General features: G+C 35.7%; 15 protein-coding genes and 1 pseudogene. 10 read left to right on the top strand and 6 right to left on the bottom strand.

Annotated features, from left to right (window positions below; all coding sequences use genetic code 11):
• Both ACIQ2X_RS05450 and ACIQ2X_RS05445 read right to left on the bottom strand, forming a co-directional pair.
• Positions 1-907, bottom strand: a pseudogene (locus ACIQ2X_RS05450) (urocanate hydratase); the annotation flags it as partial.
• A gap of 69 nt (positions 908-976) precedes the next feature.
• Entirely contained in the window at positions 977-1,153 is a 177-nt protein-coding gene (locus ACIQ2X_RS05445; protein WP_396177906.1) for a DUF5522 domain-containing protein, read from the bottom strand.
• 28 nt (positions 1,154-1,181) lie between these two features.
• Here ACIQ2X_RS05445 and ACIQ2X_RS05440 point away from each other — a divergent pair, with 28 nt between their 5' ends.
• From ACIQ2X_RS05440 to ACIQ2X_RS05420, 5 genes are all read left to right on the top strand, one after another.
• Positions 1,182-1,508 (top strand): hypothetical protein, encoded by a 327-nt coding sequence (locus ACIQ2X_RS05440; RefSeq protein WP_396177905.1) that lies wholly within the window; start codon positions 1,182-1,184, stop codon positions 1,506-1,508.
• Complete coding sequence (locus tag ACIQ2X_RS05435; protein WP_396177904.1) at positions 1,508-2,422, top strand: 1-aminocyclopropane-1-carboxylate deaminase/D-cysteine desulfhydrase; 915 nt, start codon at positions 1,508-1,510, stop codon at positions 2,420-2,422. The genes ACIQ2X_RS05440 and ACIQ2X_RS05435 overlap by 1 nt, the downstream gene beginning before the upstream one ends.
• Positions 2,415-3,278: a glucosaminidase domain-containing protein gene (locus ACIQ2X_RS05430; protein ID WP_396177903.1), complete on the top strand. Its 864-nt coding sequence runs from the start codon at positions 2,415-2,417 to the stop codon at positions 3,276-3,278. The genes ACIQ2X_RS05435 and ACIQ2X_RS05430 overlap by 8 nt, the downstream gene beginning before the upstream one ends.
• Positions 3,279-3,419: 141 nt before the next feature.
• Complete coding sequence (gene hemL / locus ACIQ2X_RS05425; protein WP_396177902.1) at positions 3,420-4,706, top strand: glutamate-1-semialdehyde 2,1-aminomutase; 1,287 nt, start codon at positions 3,420-3,422, stop codon at positions 4,704-4,706.
• A 137-nt stretch (positions 4,707-4,843) separates the two neighbouring features.
• A complete protein-coding gene (locus tag ACIQ2X_RS05420; RefSeq protein WP_396177901.1) occupies positions 4,844-5,614 on the top strand; it encodes a CDP-alcohol phosphatidyltransferase family protein in 771 nt (256 codons plus the stop codon).
• 83 nt (positions 5,615-5,697) lie between these two features.
• Here ACIQ2X_RS05420 and ACIQ2X_RS05415 read toward each other — a convergent pair whose 3' ends face one another.
• From ACIQ2X_RS05415 to lysS, 3 genes are all read right to left on the bottom strand, one after another.
• Positions 5,698-6,057: a hypothetical protein gene (locus tag ACIQ2X_RS05415; protein ID WP_396177900.1), complete on the bottom strand. Its 360-nt coding sequence runs from the start codon at positions 6,055-6,057 to the stop codon at positions 5,698-5,700.
• Positions 6,058-6,118: 61 nt separating this feature from the next.
• Positions 6,119-6,556: a hypothetical protein gene (locus ACIQ2X_RS05410; RefSeq protein WP_396177899.1), complete on the bottom strand. Its 438-nt coding sequence runs from the start codon at positions 6,554-6,556 to the stop codon at positions 6,119-6,121.
• A 198-nt stretch (positions 6,557-6,754) separates the two neighbouring features.
• Entirely contained in the window at positions 6,755-8,458 is a 1,704-nt protein-coding gene (gene lysS, locus ACIQ2X_RS05405) for a lysine--tRNA ligase (RefSeq protein ID WP_396177898.1), read from the bottom strand.
• Between the two features lie 481 nt (positions 8,459-8,939).
• Between lysS and lipB the strand changes: the two genes are divergently transcribed.
• Complete coding sequence (lipB, locus tag ACIQ2X_RS05400) at positions 8,940-9,668, top strand: lipoyl(octanoyl) transferase LipB (protein ID WP_396177897.1); 729 nt, start codon at positions 8,940-8,942, stop codon at positions 9,666-9,668.
• Here the strand turns inward: lipB and ACIQ2X_RS05395 are convergent.
• The gene (locus ACIQ2X_RS05395) at positions 9,639-10,316 is read right to left on the bottom strand and encodes a ribonuclease HII (RefSeq protein WP_396177896.1); all 678 of its coding nucleotides are present in this window, start codon (positions 10,314-10,316) and stop codon (positions 9,639-9,641) included. The genes lipB and ACIQ2X_RS05395 overlap by 30 nt on opposite strands.
• A 215-nt stretch (positions 10,317-10,531) precedes the next feature.
• On the opposite strand from ACIQ2X_RS05395, the gene ACIQ2X_RS05390 reads away from it, so the two are divergent.
• The 4 genes from ACIQ2X_RS05390 (at position 10,532) to ACIQ2X_RS05375 (ending at position 18,083) form a co-directional block, all read left to right on the top strand.
• The gene (locus ACIQ2X_RS05390) at positions 10,532-13,684 is read left to right on the top strand and encodes a SusC/RagA family TonB-linked outer membrane protein (protein WP_396177895.1); all 3,153 of its coding nucleotides are present in this window, start codon (positions 10,532-10,534) and stop codon (positions 13,682-13,684) included.
• 19 nt (positions 13,685-13,703) lie between these two features.
• Complete coding sequence (locus ACIQ2X_RS05385; RefSeq protein WP_396177894.1) at positions 13,704-15,191, top strand: RagB/SusD family nutrient uptake outer membrane protein; 1,488 nt, start codon at positions 13,704-13,706, stop codon at positions 15,189-15,191.
• Positions 15,192-15,259: 68 nt separating this feature from the next.
• Positions 15,260-15,994 (top strand): hypothetical protein, encoded by a 735-nt coding sequence (locus ACIQ2X_RS05380; RefSeq protein ID WP_396177893.1) that lies wholly within the window; start codon positions 15,260-15,262, stop codon positions 15,992-15,994.
• A 187-nt stretch (positions 15,995-16,181) separates the two neighbouring features.
• Positions 16,182-18,083: a S8 family serine peptidase gene (locus ACIQ2X_RS05375; protein ID WP_396177891.1), complete on the top strand. Its 1,902-nt coding sequence runs from the start codon at positions 16,182-16,184 to the stop codon at positions 18,081-18,083.
• The last annotated feature ends 267 nt before the right edge of the window (positions 18,084-18,350 follow it).

Below are 18,350 nucleotides of genomic sequence, written 5' to 3'. Positions count from 1 at the left end.
TTTCTAGTGCCTTTTGAACTCTTGGGACTAATTCATCAATAGTTGAAATTACTTCATTAATCCAACCTTGCGAATGTCGAATGTGAGTAATTTTAGGATTTACTTCGGCACAAACTGTTACACAGCCTGCAATATTTCCTGCTTTTGGCTGGGCTCCCGACATTCCACCGAGACCAGATGTTACAAACAGTCCGCCTTTTGGTGACTTCTTTATTTTTCTAAAACCGTTTAGAACCGTAATTGTTGTTCCGTGAACAATTCCTTGTGGACCAATGTACATGTAACTTCCGGCTGTCATTTGTCCGTATTGCGACACGCCCAACGCGTTCATTTTTTCCCAATCGTCGGGTTTGGAATAATTTGGAATTACCATTCCATTTGTAACCACAACTCGAGGTGCTTCTTTATGAGAAGGAAACAGTCCCATTGGGTGACCTGAATACATCGTCAAGGTTTGTTCGTCCGTCATTTCAGACAAGTATTTCATAGTTAATAAATACTGTGCCCAATTTTGAAAAACGGCACCATTCCCTCCGTAAGTAATCAATTCATGGGGGTGTTGTGCCACGGCATAATCCAAATTATTTTGAATCATCAACATAATCGCTTTCGCTTGTTCGGATTTTCCTGGATATTCTGAAATGGGTCGGGCTTTCATCTCATAATCAGGACGAAAACGATACATGTAAATGCGGCCGTACGTATTTAATTCTTCAAGAAATTCCTTGGCTAAAATGGCATGGTGTGAAGCGTCAAAATACCGCAAAGCGTTTCGAAAGGCTAATTTTTTTTCTTCATCTGAAAGAATTTCTTTTCGCTTTGGTGCGTGGTTTATGTCTAATTCGTAAGTCTTAACGGGAGGTAAAATGGATGGAATTCCCTGTTGGATTTGTTCTTTAAAAGTCATTTTGTTAATGTGTTTTGTCTATGAGTTGTATGTTTTTTAACGCGAATGTAAATGATTTCTGAATACGGCCTACTTTTTAATGGTTCCGGTTTTTTTATCAAATCCATACGGACAATGACGGCATCCGCTTTTACAGCAATAACCCCGTTTTAAATGGTGTTTTTCGGTGAAACATTTATAACCTTCAGGAGTAAAATAAAAATCTTCACCTTCAATCAAATTATTTTTAGTATTTTGGTCGTTCATAGGTACAAATTTAAAAACTTTAAGGCAAATGTTTGTTGTTGTTACGAAATATTTAATTCCAAATGGTTTCGCAGGAATAGCATTATTTCCTTTTATTTTTTTAAAAGAAAAAAAGCACATGCATAATGCATCAATGATTTTACACGAAAAAATACATTTGCGGCAACAGGCAGAATTGTTGATTTTGCCCTTTTTTATATGGTACGGATTGGAGTTTTTAGTTAGACTTTTGCAGCATAAAAATAAAAATTTGGCCTACAGAAATATTAGTTTTGAGCGGGAAGCCTACGCAAATGAATCGACCACAGGGTTTTTAGAACAAAGGAGTTTCTGGAATTTTATAAAATACATGTGATGATTCCATTTCAAGTCCAAAATCAGTTTGCATTTTTAGATAAAGAGCGAAATATTCAAGTCTACATCAAACGGGAAGATTTGATTCACCCTTTTGTTTCAGGAAATAAATTTAGAAAGCTCAAATATAATTTGGCGGAAGCCAAAAAAAGAAATTTTGATACACTATTAACGTTTGGCGGTGCATTTTCCAATCACATTGCAGCCGTAGCAGCTACAGGAAAACTAGAGGGTTTTAAAACTATTGGTATAATTCGTGGTGAAGAATTGGCCATCGAAACGAATGGTAATCCAACATTGAAATTTGCTTCGGAAAATGGGATGCAGTTTGAATTTGTTTCCAGAGAACAATACCGCACTAAGACAGCAACTGATTTTTTATTGCATTTGAAACAAAAGTTTGGAGCTTTTTATCTTATTCCAGAAGGCGGTACGAATGAATTAGCTGTAAAGGGTTGCACAGAAATTTTGACGGAAGAAGATAAAGCATTCGATTTTATTGCCTGTGCTGTTGGAACCGGCGGAACAATTTCAGGAATTATTGAAAGTGCATCATTACATCAGCAAATTTTAGGATTTCCTGCGTTAAAAGGGGAATTTTTACAAAATGAAATTCGTAATTTTGTAACCAAATCCAATTGGCATCTCATTAAAGGCTTTGAATTTGGAGGTTATGCAAAACTAACGACTGAATTAATCGTATTTATGAATGATTTTTTAGCCGAAACCCAAGTTCTTTTGGATCCAATTTATACGGCAAAGATGGTTTTTGGCGTTAAGAGTTTAATTCAAGACGGTTTTTTTCCGAATGATTCCAAAATTCTGCTGATTCATACAGGAGGAATTCAAGGTATTGAAGGAATGAATCAGTTTTTAGAAAAAAAGAAATTACCCAAAATTAACAAAAATGATTAAAAACATTGTAAGTCTCTTTATAATTTTACTTTTCATTAGTTGTGGAGGTTCTAAAAAGTATGTACAGACTTCAAAAAAGAAGCCCGTAACGACCAAACGTACCGTTCACACGAGTAAAAGCGCTAACAAGACCAAAACGACTCAGTCGAAAGCAGAAAACCGAGAAACCGAAACAATGATTTCAACTTCTAAAACAACCGTTTATACCGATGTTGTTTTTGCTTATGTAAATGATTTTAAGGAAATCGCAAAAGGAAATATGAGGAATTACGGAATTCCGGCGAGTATTATTTTAGCACAAGGCATTCTTGAATCAGGAGCGGGTCGAGGTGATTTGGCCAAAAAATCGAACAATCATTTTGGTATTAAATGCCATACGGGATGGGAGGGTGAAAAAGTATATCATGACGACGATGCCGCCCAAGAATGTTTCAGAAAGTATAAAGATCCGGCCGAATCGTACAAAGACCACGCTCTATTTTTAACAGGCAGAAGTCGCTATTCCCCACTTTTTCAGTTGGACAAGGGCGATTATGAAGCTTGGGCAAAAGGTTTGCGAAAAGCGGGGTATGCAACAGATCCGAGGTATCCTGAAAAATTGATAACATATATTGAAAGGTATAATTTGCATCAGTATGACGCTGAGGTTTTAGGTAACCAATACACTCTGTTTGACAGTGCTGCGCGACCTGTAATAATTTCAAATAGCCAATTGGGATCCACCTATGAAGTGCAGCAAGGAGAAACGTTATATGCTATTTCAAAGAAATTCAATATTTCAGTAGAGGAATTAAAAAAGAAAAATAATTTGTCAGACAATACGCTTTCCATCGGACAACGTTTAATTGTCAAGTGATGGAAGCGACTCCCTCTAGTAGTATTGGAGGTACCCGAAAGAGAAAATTTTGAAACTTGACCTGAGGGTAAAGCCGAACGAAGCAAAGCTAAACATCAGAATATAACCCAAAACATAGAATATAAAACCCAAAAATAAAAAATGATTTATAAAAGAAGCAGTCAGCTTTTTGCAGAAGCTGAAAAAGTGATTCCAGGTGGTGTAAATTCACCAGTTCGTGCCTTTAAATCAGTAGGAGGAACTCCTATTTTTGTTAAATATGCTAGAGGTGCCTACCTTTATGACGAAGATGACCGCCGTTTGATTGATTATATTAATTCTTGGGGGCCAATGATTTTAGGACATGCATTTCCTCCGGTTGTAGATGCCGTAATCTCTCGTGCTAAACTCGGAACTTCGTTTGGAATGCCAACCGCTTTAGAGACTGAAATTGCAACTTTAGCAGTAAATATGGTTCCGAATATTGACAAAATTCGGTTTGTGAATTCAGGTACAGAAGCTTGTATGAGTGCGATTCGATTGGCAAGAGGTTATACCAACCGCGATAAAATAATCAAATTTGCAGGCTGTTATCATGGACACTCCGATTCTTTTTTAATTCAAGCGGGAAGTGGAGCAATCACTTTTGGCGCACCCAATAGTCCAGGCGTTACTACAGGAACTGCCAAAGATACTTTGTTAGCTCAATACAATAATCTAGAAAGTGTTCAGGCATTGATTGATGCCAACAAAGGCGAAATTGCATGTATCATTGTAGAGCCAGTTGCAGGAAATATGGGCTGTATTCCGCCTTTAAAAGGTTTTTTAGAAGGCTTACGCCAAATGTGTTCGGACAACGGAATTTTATTGATTTTTGATGAGGTAATGACTGGATTTCGTCTTGCGAAAGGCGGCGTTCAAGAATTGTACAACATCACAGCCGATATTCTGTGCTTTGGAAAAGTTATTGGTGGTGGTTTGCCAGTAGGTGCTTTTGCTGCTCGAGAAGAGATTATGAATTTTCTAGCACCTATGGGTCCCGTATATCAAGCGGGAACTTTATCGGGAAATCCACTAGCAATGGCTGCTGGTTTGGCAATGTTGCAAGCTTTGGATGCTGATGCTGAAGTTTACAATCGTTTAGAAGCAAAAACCGCTTATTTGGAAGAAGGAATAGCAAATGCCTTAACCCAAGAGTCGATTGAATTTACTATAAATCGGGTAGGATCGATGATCTCTGTTCATTTTTCAGCGGACCCTGTATTTGATTTTGAATCCGCAAAAAAAGGAGACAATACACGTTTCAAACAGTTTTTTCACGGAATGTTAGATCAAGGTATTTATATTGCTCCATCAGCTTATGAATCTTGGTTTATTACAGATGCGTTAAGTTTTGAGGATTTAGACTTTACCATTGCAGCAGTAGCCAAAGTAGCCAAAAAGCTCTAGCTCTAAATGCATCACAATAAAATGGTGGTCTATTTACATTATATCTCTCAAAAACCATAAATTATAAAAAAAATGAGTTATTTTTATAGCTCATTTTTTTTTGACTATATTGTCCTGACTTTTCTTCTTTTCTTTCAATGTCCAAACTCAGTACCCAAGACCAATTTATCGATTTATCAGATTACGGTAGATCATTTGGCAAATTCCTTGCAAAAAATTTACAAACAACTCAGTTTACGCCTATTCATGTGACTTTGCTTTTTGGCTTCTGTGGCATATTAGCTATTGTTTGCATGCTTGCGGGCTACTACATCACTGCCGCGTTGTTGCTTTTACTCAAATCGGGAATTGACGCCGCGGATGGCGAATTGGCACGATTAAAAAAAACGCCCTCCTATTCCGGTCGATATTTAGACAGTATTTTTGACATTTTGTTGAATTTTCTATTTTTAAGCACGATTACTTACATAACGCAAGGCAATTTGGTATTACTATTCGGCGCTTTTTTTGGAATGCAGTTACAAGGTACATTGTATAATTATTATTATGTAATTCTCAGAACAAAAAGTATTGGCGGTGATTCAACCAGCAAAATTTTTGAAAACAAAACACCCAATGCTTTACCAGGAGAAACGCAAAGTTCAGTAAACGTCTTGTTTAAAATTTATTTTTTACTATACGGCCTGTTTGACAAAATCATCTATTTTTTAGACGCCAAAGCTCATAAAGCGAGCAAGTTTCCCAATTGGTTCATGACGTGCTTGTCTGTTTATGGATTGGGATTTCAGTTGTTTATGATTGCTCTTTTTCTTGCAACAAGAAATTTAGATTTGGTATTGCCTTTTTTTATCTTGATGACCTTTCCTGTATTTTTCTTCATCTTAATCAGAAAGCGATTTATAAAATAAAGTCTTAAAAGCCGTCGTTAAGGTAATAAAAAAAGCCCCAACTAAGGAGCTTTTTCTATGAATTAATAACGGCTAAAAACCTTTTATTTTACCAACTGATTGTAAAGCTTGGTATTTGCTTTTAGTTTTGCGAATTTTGTGTCACCCAAATAAGTAGCTAATTGGCTTTCAACATACGAATCTAATGTAGCCATTCGCTCAGCTGACAAAGAAGTGTCTGCTTTAGTGCGGTATTTGGTTATAAATATTTTGTTTACATCAGCCTTCAAATTTTCATCAACACCCACTAATGCGTCCAACGCTTTCAAATCACGTTCCGCTGCGGCTTCTGGTGTTAATTGTGTTGCAACTACGCTCGTTTTTGGAGCTGTCGTTCCTTTTTTAGTCTGTGCACTTACTCCAAGAGCTGCAAATAATGCTAATGCAACAAATATATTTTTCATTTTTTTCGGTTTTTAATAGTTTATTATGTCAAATCTAATTAAATAAATTAGAAAACCAAAATTATTTTTCAGTACGTTGTGCATTTTTCATTTTTTGCATTCCTTTTCTCATTTTATTTTTTGACATTTTTTCCCATTTTTCATACTGTTCCGCGGTTAAAACTTTTTTCATTTCGTTTTTATGGGCAATTTGTTCGTCAAGCATGTTTCTTTTTAAAACAAATTTCTCGTCAGATGTTAGTTTTTTATCCTCTGCTTTTTTTGACTTTAATTCCGTTCGCATCGCTTCACGTTTCAATTGTTTTTTCGCAACAATCTTTGCAATTTCTTTTTGTTGTTGTGCCGATAAATCCAATTCCAGTGTTAGTTTTTTTACCTGCAATTCGTTTTGTTGTTCTGCGGTTAATTGCGGACGATCTTCATTGATACGGTTTTTCTTTTCTTGTGCCACTCCTGAAATACTCAAGGACAAAAGTGCAATTACAATTAATTTTTTCATTTCTTTATTTTTTAAATTATATACCTAAGACGAATCGAAAGATATTTGGTTTAATACAAATAAAAATTTGGGATGATTTTAACTTTGAACTTTTTTCAAAACAAATAGGCTGTTCATTCTAAGGATTAAAAAATTTGATAAATAAAAAAGGAGTCCGTTACGAACTCCTTGATTATTAGATTGCAGTATGTAACATACCTATCCTATAAATGTTACGGTTTTCGATTCACCGTCTAAGCTCACTTTTATCAAATTATGTTTGCTCAAGTTTTTCATTGAAGCATCCCATTTTTTTCCGCTCAAACCTGTTTTTTGCTTTAAATCGGTTAGGTCAAACGTATTTTCGTTTTTATTTAACATTGCAATGATATTTTTTTCTTCGTCAGACAATTCAATTTGCACAGTTTTTTTCTCCGGTCGCATTTGTGGAAAAAATAAGACTTCTTGAATCGAAGGGTTGTTGGTCAAAAACATAATCAAGCGATCCATTCCAATTCCAAGTCCAGAAGTTGGTGGCATTCCGTATTCTAACGCTCTTAAAAAATCTTCGTCAATAATTCCGTTGGCTTCGTCGTCGCCTTTTTCGGCCAGCTTCATTTGATTTTCAAAACGGGCTCTTTGATCAATTGGGTCATTCAATTCGGAATAGGCATTAGCAATTTCTTTACCGCAAACCATTAATTCAAAACGCTCCGTAAGTTCAGGATTGTCGCGGTGTTCTTTACAAAGCGGCGACATTTCTTTCGGATAATCTGTAATAAATGTAGGTTGGATAAAATTTCCTTCGCATTTTTCACCAAAAATTTCGTCAATCAGTTTGCCTTTCCCCATGGTTTCATTGACATCAATGCCCATCGATTTTGCAGCAGCAAATAATTCGGCCTCTGATTTTCCAGTAATGTCAAAACCCGTAAATTGTTTTATGGCATCGGTCATTGTCACTCGAGCGTACGGGGCTTTGAAATCTACTTTATGCTCTCCGAAAGTCGACTCTGTAGTTCCATTTACTTGATTTGCACAATATTCGAGCAAGTTTTCGGTAAATTCCATCATCCAATTGTAGTCTTTATAGGCTACATAAATTTCCATTGCGGTAAATTCCGGATTATGAGTCCGATCCATTCCTTCGTTTCGAAAGTTTTTAGAAAATTCATAAACACCATCAAAACCACCCACAATCAATCGCTTTAAATACAATTCGTTTGCAATTCGCATGTACAGCGGAATATCCAAACTGTTGTGGTGTGTAATAAAAGGTCTTGCTGCAGCCCCTCCTGGAATGGCTTGTAACACGGGAGTTTCAACTTCCATGTATCCTGCTTGGTTGAAGAAATTTCGCATGGCAGTAAACAGCTTGTTTCTTTTTACAAAAACTTCTTTTACATGCGGATTGACAACCAAGTCCACATACCGCATGCGGTAACGCAATTCAGGATCTACAAATGCATCGTGTACGATACCTTCTTCATCCGTTTTGGGCAACGGCAACGGACGTATGGTTTTGCTCAAAAATGTAAATTTATCCACGCGAATACATTGAGCACCAACTTTGGTTAAGAAAGTTTCGCCTTCAATACCAATAAAATCCCCTAAATCCGTAAGTTTTTTAAATACGGTATTGTATTGCGTTTTGTCTTCTTCGGGACAAATTACATCTCGGTTAAAATACAACTGAATCCGTCCTTCGCTGTCTTGCAACTCAGCGAATGCCGCTTTTCCTTGGTCGCGAACACTCATCAAACGTCCAGCAACAATCACCGTTTTTCCTTCACTAAAATTTTCTTTAACCTGTTTAGAAGTATGATTAACGGGAAATAAATCCGCAGGATACGGGTTGATGTTCAGGTCACGTAAAGCTTGAAGCTTTTCTCGTCTAATGATTTCTTGTTCCGAAAGTTGCATACATTGAGTTTTAAGCGTGCAAAGATACTGTTTTATTGAAAAATTTGCAATATCAATTTCAACAGCAATGACAGTGGCAATTTCAAATTTTAAAACAAAATGCTATAAGAAAATCTCAAACACCAAATTCCAAAACAGCCCATAACTTACACCATACGACTTACAAGTTTTTTTAGGAGCAAATCGTTCGGGCTTTTTCGGCGGTCCATTTTCCCGCTTTTCGCATTATCTTGCTGTTTTTTTTAAAAGAAAAACAGCAAGGATATTTGCTGCAATCGGGGCTAGTTGAGTTTCTATTTGTATCTTTGCGAAGGCTTGGGTTTTTTTAAAAAAAAGGGGCTGCATTCTTGAAAAATGCTGCGTTAAGGACAGAAGTGGAGCTCTTTTTTGGGCTCGTCCTGCAAGGCGAGGACAAAAAAAGCGGGAGCGGATGGCCTGACCCTTGGGGAACGCCCTAAAAATAAAATTTTAAAAAGAAGTTGTGAAACAAAATAAAAACATCAGGTTTACTGATTTGGGTTTGCAAGATTACAAGGAAACTTGGGATTATCAAGAGGCTATTTTCAAATCGATTGTAGATTTAAAAATCAAGAATCGGAGAGAAGAAACTGATTTAGAAACGACCAATTATTTTTTGTACGTGACGCATCCGCATGTATACACGCTTGGAAAAAGTGGCTCGTTTGAAAACTTATTGCTTTCGGAAAAACAACTGGAAGCCAAGGCGGCTTCGTATTACAAAATCAACCGGGGAGGAGATATTACCTACCACGGGCCGGGACAAATTGTAGGCTATCCCATTTTAGATTTAGAGAATTTTTTTACCGATATTCATAAATACCTTCGGTTTTTAGAGGAGGCAATTATTCTTACCTTAAAGGAGTACGGAATTGATGGAACACGATCGGAAGGCGAAACGGGAGTTTGGTTGGATGTGGGTACGCCTTTTGCACGTAAAATTTGCGCAATGGGTGTTCGGGCTTCGCGTTGGGTTACGATGCATGGATTTGCATTGAATGCCAATGTTGATTTGGGTTACTTTGATCATATTATTCCGTGTGGCATTCGGGGTAAAGCCGTTGCCTCAATGCATGTAGAATTGGGTAGGCCAGTAGATGAGGAAGAGCTGAAGCATAAAATACTAAGGCATTTGGCAAATTTATTTGAAGCGCAATTTATTTTAGGGAATTTGGGTGAATTCCAAAGGTAACTCCAGTTGATCCGGTAATAGTTTAAACGATTTTCGGTGGTATTTTGTAACTCCGTATTTTTTGATGGCCTCTCGGTGTTCGATGGTGGGGTATCCTTTGTTTTTTTTCCAATTGTACATCGGAAATTCTTCATGAATTGTATTCATGTAATCATCGCGGTGTGTCTTGGCCAAGACAGAGGCAGCTGCAATGCTCAAATATTTGGCATCGCCTTTTATAATACTTTGATTAGGGATGGATTTTAAAAACTCGATTTCTTGATGGGTAAAAACTTTTCCTACGGAACAATTTAACCCCAGTTTTGCATTCAACATTCGGTTGCCGTCTACAATAATATATTCAGGAGTTTTGTTTAACTTCAAAATGCATTCTTGCATTGCTTTCATGGAAGCGTTTAATATATTGATTTCGTCAATTTCTTCGGGATACAAATTTGTGATTGCATACGCGGTTGCTTCTTGCTCAATAATTGAACGAAGCGTATTTCGTGACTTTTCGGTCAGTTTTTTACTATCGTTGAGCATTGAATTTTCAAAAGAACCATCAAGTAAAACCACAGCTGCCGTTACAGGGCCAGCAAGGCATCCTCGACCAGCTTCATCGGCACCTGCTTCAAATTTGAAACTAGAATATTTGTTTTGTAGCATTTTTTTAAAAAGGTTATGCAAATTTAATATAATAATAATGATAAAAAATATTGCTTTTAAAGGTTGAGTAAACTCAAATTAAATTAAAGAGGTATTGTATTGAATAGCAACGAGGAGCGTCAAAAGTTAATTTTAAAAAATAATAGTTGCAAATGTTTGTTTTATTAAGGAATTATTAAGAAGTTTGCGGTATAACTAACTCAAATTAAATTTTTATGAGATCGAAATTCAAATGGATTTTTACGCTTTTGCTAGCGTTTTCTATGCAGTTTTCGTTTGCACAGGAAAAAACTGTAACAGGTACTGTTACTGAAAAAGGAATGCCATTACCAGGTGTTTCTGTTGTAGTAAAAGGAACTACTAGTGGTACTCAAACTGATTTTGATGGAAAATATTCTATTAAAACCAGTGCAGGTCAAGTTTTGGTATTTTCTTATTTAGGATTCAAAACACAATCAATAACGGTAGGTGCTTCAAATTCTGTCAATGTAGTGATGGAAGAAAGTGATGCTATTGATCTTGGTGTGGTAACCGTTGTATCTGAGGGTTACAACAGAACAAAAACTAGAGCGGAAACGGGTACTGCTCAAACTACCATTTCATCGGAAACACTTGAGAATCGTGCAAACGTTTCTGTTTTGGCTTCATTACAAGGGCAATCGCCTGGTTTGACGCTTATTTCAAGTTCTGGTTCGCCAGGTTCTGCGAAATTTGATGGATTTATTAGAGGAGCGTCTTCCATTAACGGAAACACAGATCCTCTTTTGGTAATTGATGGAATTCCATCGACTTCTAATCAGTTTAGAAACTTAAACCAGAACGAAATTGAATCAGTTACTGTTTTAAGAGACGGTGCTGGTACTTCTATTTACGGTAATAAAGGAGCAAATGGTGTAATCCTTATTGCTACTAAAAGCGCTAAGTATGAATCAGGTGCAAAATTTACTTACGATACAAGTACAGGTTTTAACTCATTGCCAGGAAATGATTACAATATGGCTAATGCACAACAGGCATTAACTATCGAAAGATTTTTCGGACAAGGAGAAGGAGCTACAGGTAGTATATTAAATAATATACCTCCTGGTGCCCCAACTGCACCTTTAACGGATGAAGAGATTGCTAATTATGGTGTAAATACCAATTGGTTAGATCAGTTTTTTAGAGTTGACCGTGTAACGCAACACAATCTAGGAATTACTGTTGGTGGAAAAAATATTACATCATACACTTCATTAGGATATTTTGAACAAGGCGGTATGGTTCCAACTACAGATTTTAAGCGTTTTACTTTGAGAAATAACATCAAAGGAAAAAGTGAGAACAACAAATTTAACTACGATTCTCAAATATCTTTGGGTTATTCAAAAAGAAATCAATTGGATCAAGAAACGAATGATGCAGTTAACAACAACACCATTCAAAATCCATTGCACGGAGGTTTAATGGGATTGCCTTATTTGCCAACGAGTCCATACAGTACAGGTGCTGAGTTATTGAATGGAATCCCTGGAAATGATTTATTTCCTGGAATTGGAAATGATTTCTCAGGTTCTAACGATACTTATGTATTGCAAGATATTTTAAGAGATGGTTCTTTACCAAGTACTTTTACTGAAAAAACGATGATTGTAAACTTTGGAGCGTCATACAAAATTACTCCAGAATTAACGATTAGTAACAGAACGGGTATTGATTTTAAACAGTACGGTAGATTATTCGGTAGAGCTCCTCAGTCTTATCTTGCTTTAGTTGTTGCTAGAAATGCAGGTTCTGAATTTGGTGGTTTTGAAGATCAATCTACTTTCAATGATTTGACTATTACTAATGTGGCAAATATTGGATACAACAAAATTTTCAAGGAAAAACACAATCTAGCTGCAAACGCATTTGTAGAATATACAAAAGCACATTATCAAGGACACGGGTCACGTCAAAATGGTTTAAATCCATTGAACTACGTTCCTGGTGCTGGAACAGGTTACGTTGCTTTTAATCCTGCTACTCCTAACTTTTATGTGTCTACTGTAAATGGTACTAAGTTATCAGGTGGTACACTGTCTGTTTTTGGAACTGTTGATTATGATTACAATGAAAAGTACGGTTTTAGTGGTGTTTTAAGAAGAGACGGTACGTACCGTTTTGCAAATGATAATGTTTGGGGAACATTCTGGTCCGTATCAGGTCGTTGGAACATTGATAGAGAAGATTTTATGGAAGGTTCAGTTTTTGATATGTTGAAATTGAGAGTATCTTATGGTACTAACGGTAACCAAAATATTGCAGCGTCTGCTTATGGTTTTCCATCTCTTTTAACTTCACGTAACATTACAAGAGAGCTTATTGGTGTAGGAGCTGGATATAACAACATTCCAGGTTCATTATTGTATGGTCAAATCGCAAATACCCCTGTGGGTTGGGAACAAATTGCTCAGGCAAATATAGGTGTTGATTTTATTATGTTTGACAACAAATTAGAAGGTAACGTTGATGTATATCAAAAAGTTACAACTGATTTATTCAACAGAATTCCTAATTCATCTGTTGTAGGTACTGGTTATGCAATTCAAGGTAATAACGGAGAACTTAGAAATTCAGGTATTGAAGTTTTACTTAAATACAACATTGTTAGAAATGCGGATACTAAAATCTCTGTATTTGCCAATACTTCATACAATAAAAACGAAATAACGAAATTAGCAGCTACTGATCAAAGTGGTGTTGGTCAACTTATTCAGCCAGGTAATATTCTTAGAGAGTGGAATTTAATTCCTTATGTTGGTATAAATCAGGCTAACGGTAATCTTTTGTATTTAGATGCTAACAATAATGTAACTGAAACTCCTGATGAAGCTAATGATAGAAGAGCAACTGGGAAAAGTAATTTGCCTGTATATCAAGGTGGATTTGGTTTCAATGTTGATTACAAAGGATTTTATGTAAATACGTTGTTCTCATACATGTTAGATGTGTGGAGAATTGACAATCAATTTGTTTGGGCTTCAAATCCAGCATTCATTGGTGATGATAACGTAACAGCTGATTTCTTAAATCAATGGACACCTAAAAACACAACATCAAACGTTCCATCTTTGCAAGCTTCTAATAATGATGTATTTTTGGATTCAGATCGTTTCTTGTATGATTCATCATTTTTACGTTTAAAAAATATTAGCGTAGGTTACAATGTTCCAGCTAAATATCTTGAAAAAACACCATTAAGTAATGTAAGATTTTTTGTTCAAGGAGAGAACTTATTGACATGGACAAAATGGAGAGGTTTTGATCCAGAGTCTATCAACTCTTTGTCAGTTACTAATTTCCCTAATCCTACAACTATTACTTTTGGTACATCGATTGGGTTTTAATTTATAAAAAATAATAATTATGAAAAAAATAAAAAATATTTTATTTCTTGCATTCTTTACTTTATCTATTGTCTCTTGTGATGACGCTTTAGAAATAGTTCAAGATGGTGAGATATACAGAGAAGATGCTTTTAAAACTGTTGCCGATTTAAGAAAGTACCTCAATGGTGATATTTACAATAGAGTTGACAACACAAGTGAGATTGCTTTTACTACTGTATTTACGGATGAAGTAGGTATCGGTCCTGATAATGGAGGACAAGGTTTGCAATTACACAGATTTGTATTAAATGCAAATTCTGGAGATGCGGCTGGTTTGTGGAACACTCAGTACACGCTTATTAACCGCGTAAATAGATTAATCGAATTTTCTGATTTGGTAACCCCTAATAATGAGGTTGAAACTGTACAGCGAGATATAATTTTAGCTGAGGCTAGAACTTTAAGAGCGTATGCGTATTTGCAACTTCTTGCCTTTTTTTCAACAAATGTTTCTGATCCTACAGCTTTGGGTGTAATTCTTTCAGATAAGGTGTATGACCCTTTAGTTGTTGAGCCAAGATTAAGAGTTTCTAATCAAGTTATTTTTGACTTTATCGAAGCTGATTTGTTGTTTGCAGAAAATAACTTATCTCCAGCAGCTGATTATAAATTTGTTACTCGTAACTTAGTTAACGCTATTAGAGCTAGAATGTATGTGTACAGAAAAGATTATGTTAAAGCTAGACAATACGCTTCTGCAGCTTTAACTGCTCGTCCGTTAGCAACTGGTGCAGCGTATGCAGGTATGTGGAGTGTAAACGACACAGCAGGTGAAATTATTTACGCTGCTTCTCGTCCAACAGGAGGTACTTGGGGAAATATCGCTTCTACTTGGTATTTCAACACAACTTCTGCATCTGGTGGATGTTTCCATGACATGGGAAGAAATTTATTTAATTTGTTAGACCAGTTTCCTAATGATATCAGAAAAACTGCATGGGTTGACGCTAGTGCAGCAATAAATGCAAACTATTTAACGGACATCAACTATGTTGAGAATGATATTTTGCCAATAAATAAATATCCAGGAAAGACTCAACAGCAGCCACTACGAAATGACTTGAAAATTTTCAGAGCATCTGAAATGGTTTTTATTCTTGCCGAATGTGACGCTAATGATGGTTTGTTGAACGGTGCTGCAAATTCAGTTGCTGCTAGAATTCGTTCAATCAGGTCTTCAAGAGGTGCTACTAACGTTCTTCCTGTTTATGCTGATGCACAAGCGGCTTGGGCTAGCATTTTACTAGAAAGAAGAAAAGAGTTGGCTTTTGAAGGACACCGTTATTTAGATATCAAACGATTAGCTACTTTGGCAGGAAGTCAAGGTATTGATAGAAACGTTACTGATGATGCAATACGTGGTCTTCCGCTTACTTTGCCTTTGTCTGATCACCGTTTTACTTTGCCTATTCCTCAGTTAGAAGTTGCTGGAAACATTACAATTCAACAGAATCCTGGATACTAAAAGATTTATTAACAATTAAGAATTTCAAAATGAAAAAATTAAATATATCAAAATTTTTGATTTTATTTTTGTCCCTTGCGCTATTCAGTTGTAGCAATGAAGATGACAAATATAAGACTTTTACAGGGCCACAAGAAGCACTTTTGTTCAATAGTCCTACATCGGTACTTGAAGTAGTTGCGACTAAGCCTTCTTCAATCGATGTACTTGTAAGTAGCACTACAATTTCTAACGTAGATAGATTAATACCAATCAGTATTAGTTCTTTTACTTCGGCTGCGCCAAACCAGTATTCGGTTGATTTATCAACGGCTATCATCCCTGCTGGAAAAAATACAGCTCTTGTAAAAATCAACTCAGGTGATTACAATTCTTTACCAGTAACTGGAAGTGTTAGTTTAGTTTTGGTTTTTGCAGAATCTAACACAGATTATGTATTACCTAATAGAATCGGTCATGCAGTTTCTATCCAAAGAGGTTGTACAGATACGAGAGCGGATTTTAACATTGTTTTTGACAATTTTGCTAGTGAAATTAGCTGGGTTTTAACTAATGGTACTGGTGTTGTAGTTGCTTCATCGAGTGCATATGCTAATGGTTTGGCTACTTTCAACCAACAGTTTTGTTTAACTCCTGGGGTTTACACTTTTACAATGAACGATAGTTATGGTGATGGTTTATCTTCTCCTTCTAATGGTTCTTTTTCGATAAAGTTGAACTCTAATCCTAGTGTTATTCTTGCGTCAGGTGCAGGTAACTTCGGTTCGTCTACTGGGCCTATTTCATTCACTATTACAGAATAGTTTTTTTAAAATAGTTTTAAATGTATTGCCTCTTTTTAGAGGCAATACTTTTTTTAAACAGTTTCTAATTTTAGTTAAACTTTCTTCATTATTTTAATTGTTTTTAAAAAATAGTATATTTGTGATTAGTTAATCAATTAGTATTATTCTGATTGGATTAAATTTATTTTATGTTAAAAAAAATTATATGAAAAAAATTAAATACATACTTACGTTTACCTTGTTTGGCTTTGCTACAATTTGTAATGCTCAAACCCAAAATGAAAAAGAAAAAATTATACGTGCTACCGATGTCGAGAAGTTAAATGAACTGAAGTCTGAATTTACACGTCAACATTTGGAACGTGAAGCACGAATAGAAAGTTATCTAAAAGCGAATCCACAACCAAGAAGATTTACGGTGGATGGTGTGGAAAAAGAGATTTATGATATCGATCAATCTGGGAATATTTCCTATGCCGAAACTACAAATTTGGGTTCTTCTGTCACTATTGGTACTAATAGACTCTATAATGGTGGTACATTAGGATTAAATTTACAAGGACAAGGAATGACCGTTGGAGTTTGGGACAGTGGTCCTGCTTTAGAAACGCATCAAGAATTCAATAACTTTAGAGTAAATATTTTTGACTTTATAAATTATTCAAATCATGGAACGCATGTAATCGGTACGGTCCTAGCCGGAGGAACAAATGTTACGGCTAGAGGAATTGCATTTCAAGCCAATGGAAAATCATATGACTGGAATAACGACTATGCTGAGATGGCCATTGAAGCTGCGGACGGATTATTAGTTTCCAACCATTCGTATTGGATAGGAAGTAATTTGAACACTTGGATATTTGGCGCTTATGATTCAAGAGCACAGCAAATGGATAATCTAACATTTGCGGCCCCATTTTATTTGCCAGTTGTATCTGCAGGTAATGATCGAAATAGTAATGAAACTACTCTTTTAACAAATCAAAACCAGGATAAGTTTGGTTATGATTTAATTAGAGGTATGAATAATGCCAAAAATTCATTGACTGTAGGTGCTGTTTCAAATGTGTCAAATTACGTGAATGCTAATAGTGTACAAATGTCCAGTTTTAGTAGTTGGGGCCCCACTGACGACGGGAGAATTAAACCCGAAGTTGTTGCCAAAGGAGTGGGTGTTTTTTCAAGTATAGCTAACTCTAATACATCATATGCTACGTATCAAGGTACTTCAATGGCTTCTCCAGCTGTTGCAGGAGCTGCCATACTGTTGCAACAGCATTACAATAATGTGTTCTCAAATTTCATGAGATCTTCTACTTTAAAAGGTCTTTTAATGCATACTGCCAAAGAAGCTGGTTTTTATGAAGGACCTGATTATGAATTTGGATGGGGTCTTGTAGATGCCGCTGGTGCTGCTTCTTTAATCACTTCTAAAAATGCTGGAAATGCTGTTATTGATGAGTTAACTTTATTGAACAATACTCCTTACACGCGTACCTTTTCTGTAAGTAATCCAGCATCAGTTAAAGTGTCTATCTGTTGGACTGATCCAGCTCCAACATCGTTTAACTCTAACGTCATTGATCCAAATGTTTCTTATTTAGTAAATGATTTAGATTTGAAAGTGACGCAAAACACCGTTACGCATTATCCTTGGAGTTTAAATAAAGCATTGCCTTACGATGCTCCTACAAATATTGGTACAAATAATGTTGATATTTTTGAGCGTGTAGATATCGACAATGCAATTGGTGCTTATACAATAACGGTTTCGCACAAAGGAACTTTACCAGCCGGAGGACGAAGATTCAGCTTGATAATAAGTGGTAATAATTTAACCAATTTGAGCAATGAAGATTTTGCTTTAAACGATAAAAATATCTTATTGTATCCCAATCCTGCCAATAATATCTTAAATTATTCAACTTCAAACGATGTTAGTTTTGATGACCTTACAATTACTGATGTTTTCGGGAAGTTGATTCTTACCAATAAATTTACTGCTGGTACAAACCAAGTAGATGTTTCTCACTTACAAAGTGGGGTATATTTTGTTAGATTTAGCAATTCTGAAACTTCAGTAGTGAAAAAGTTTATCAAGAACTAACTCTTCAATACATTTTTATTCAAAACGACTGTTTGACTTATGTTAACAGTCGTTTTTTATTTTTTTTAAATTCCCCATTATTTTTTGAACTATAAATTAAACTACAGTTATGTAATACTTTGACGTTTTTTTTACAGTAAACCTAGACTGCCTTTTTTATAAATATGTAAATAAAAAATAAAGTATCTTTGTTCAAATTAAAATGAATAATGTCGAAACATTTTTATCTTATTCTGGCTTTACTTTTTTCGTTATTTGTTGTTGCAC

The sequence above is a fragment of the Flavobacterium sp. genome (genome assembly GCF_044368625.1).
Lineage (GTDB): Bacteria > Bacteroidota > Bacteroidia > Flavobacteriales > Flavobacteriaceae > Flavobacterium.
Note: the sequence above shows the minus strand (reverse complement) of the source record. Positions and strands in the feature narration are given on the sequence as shown.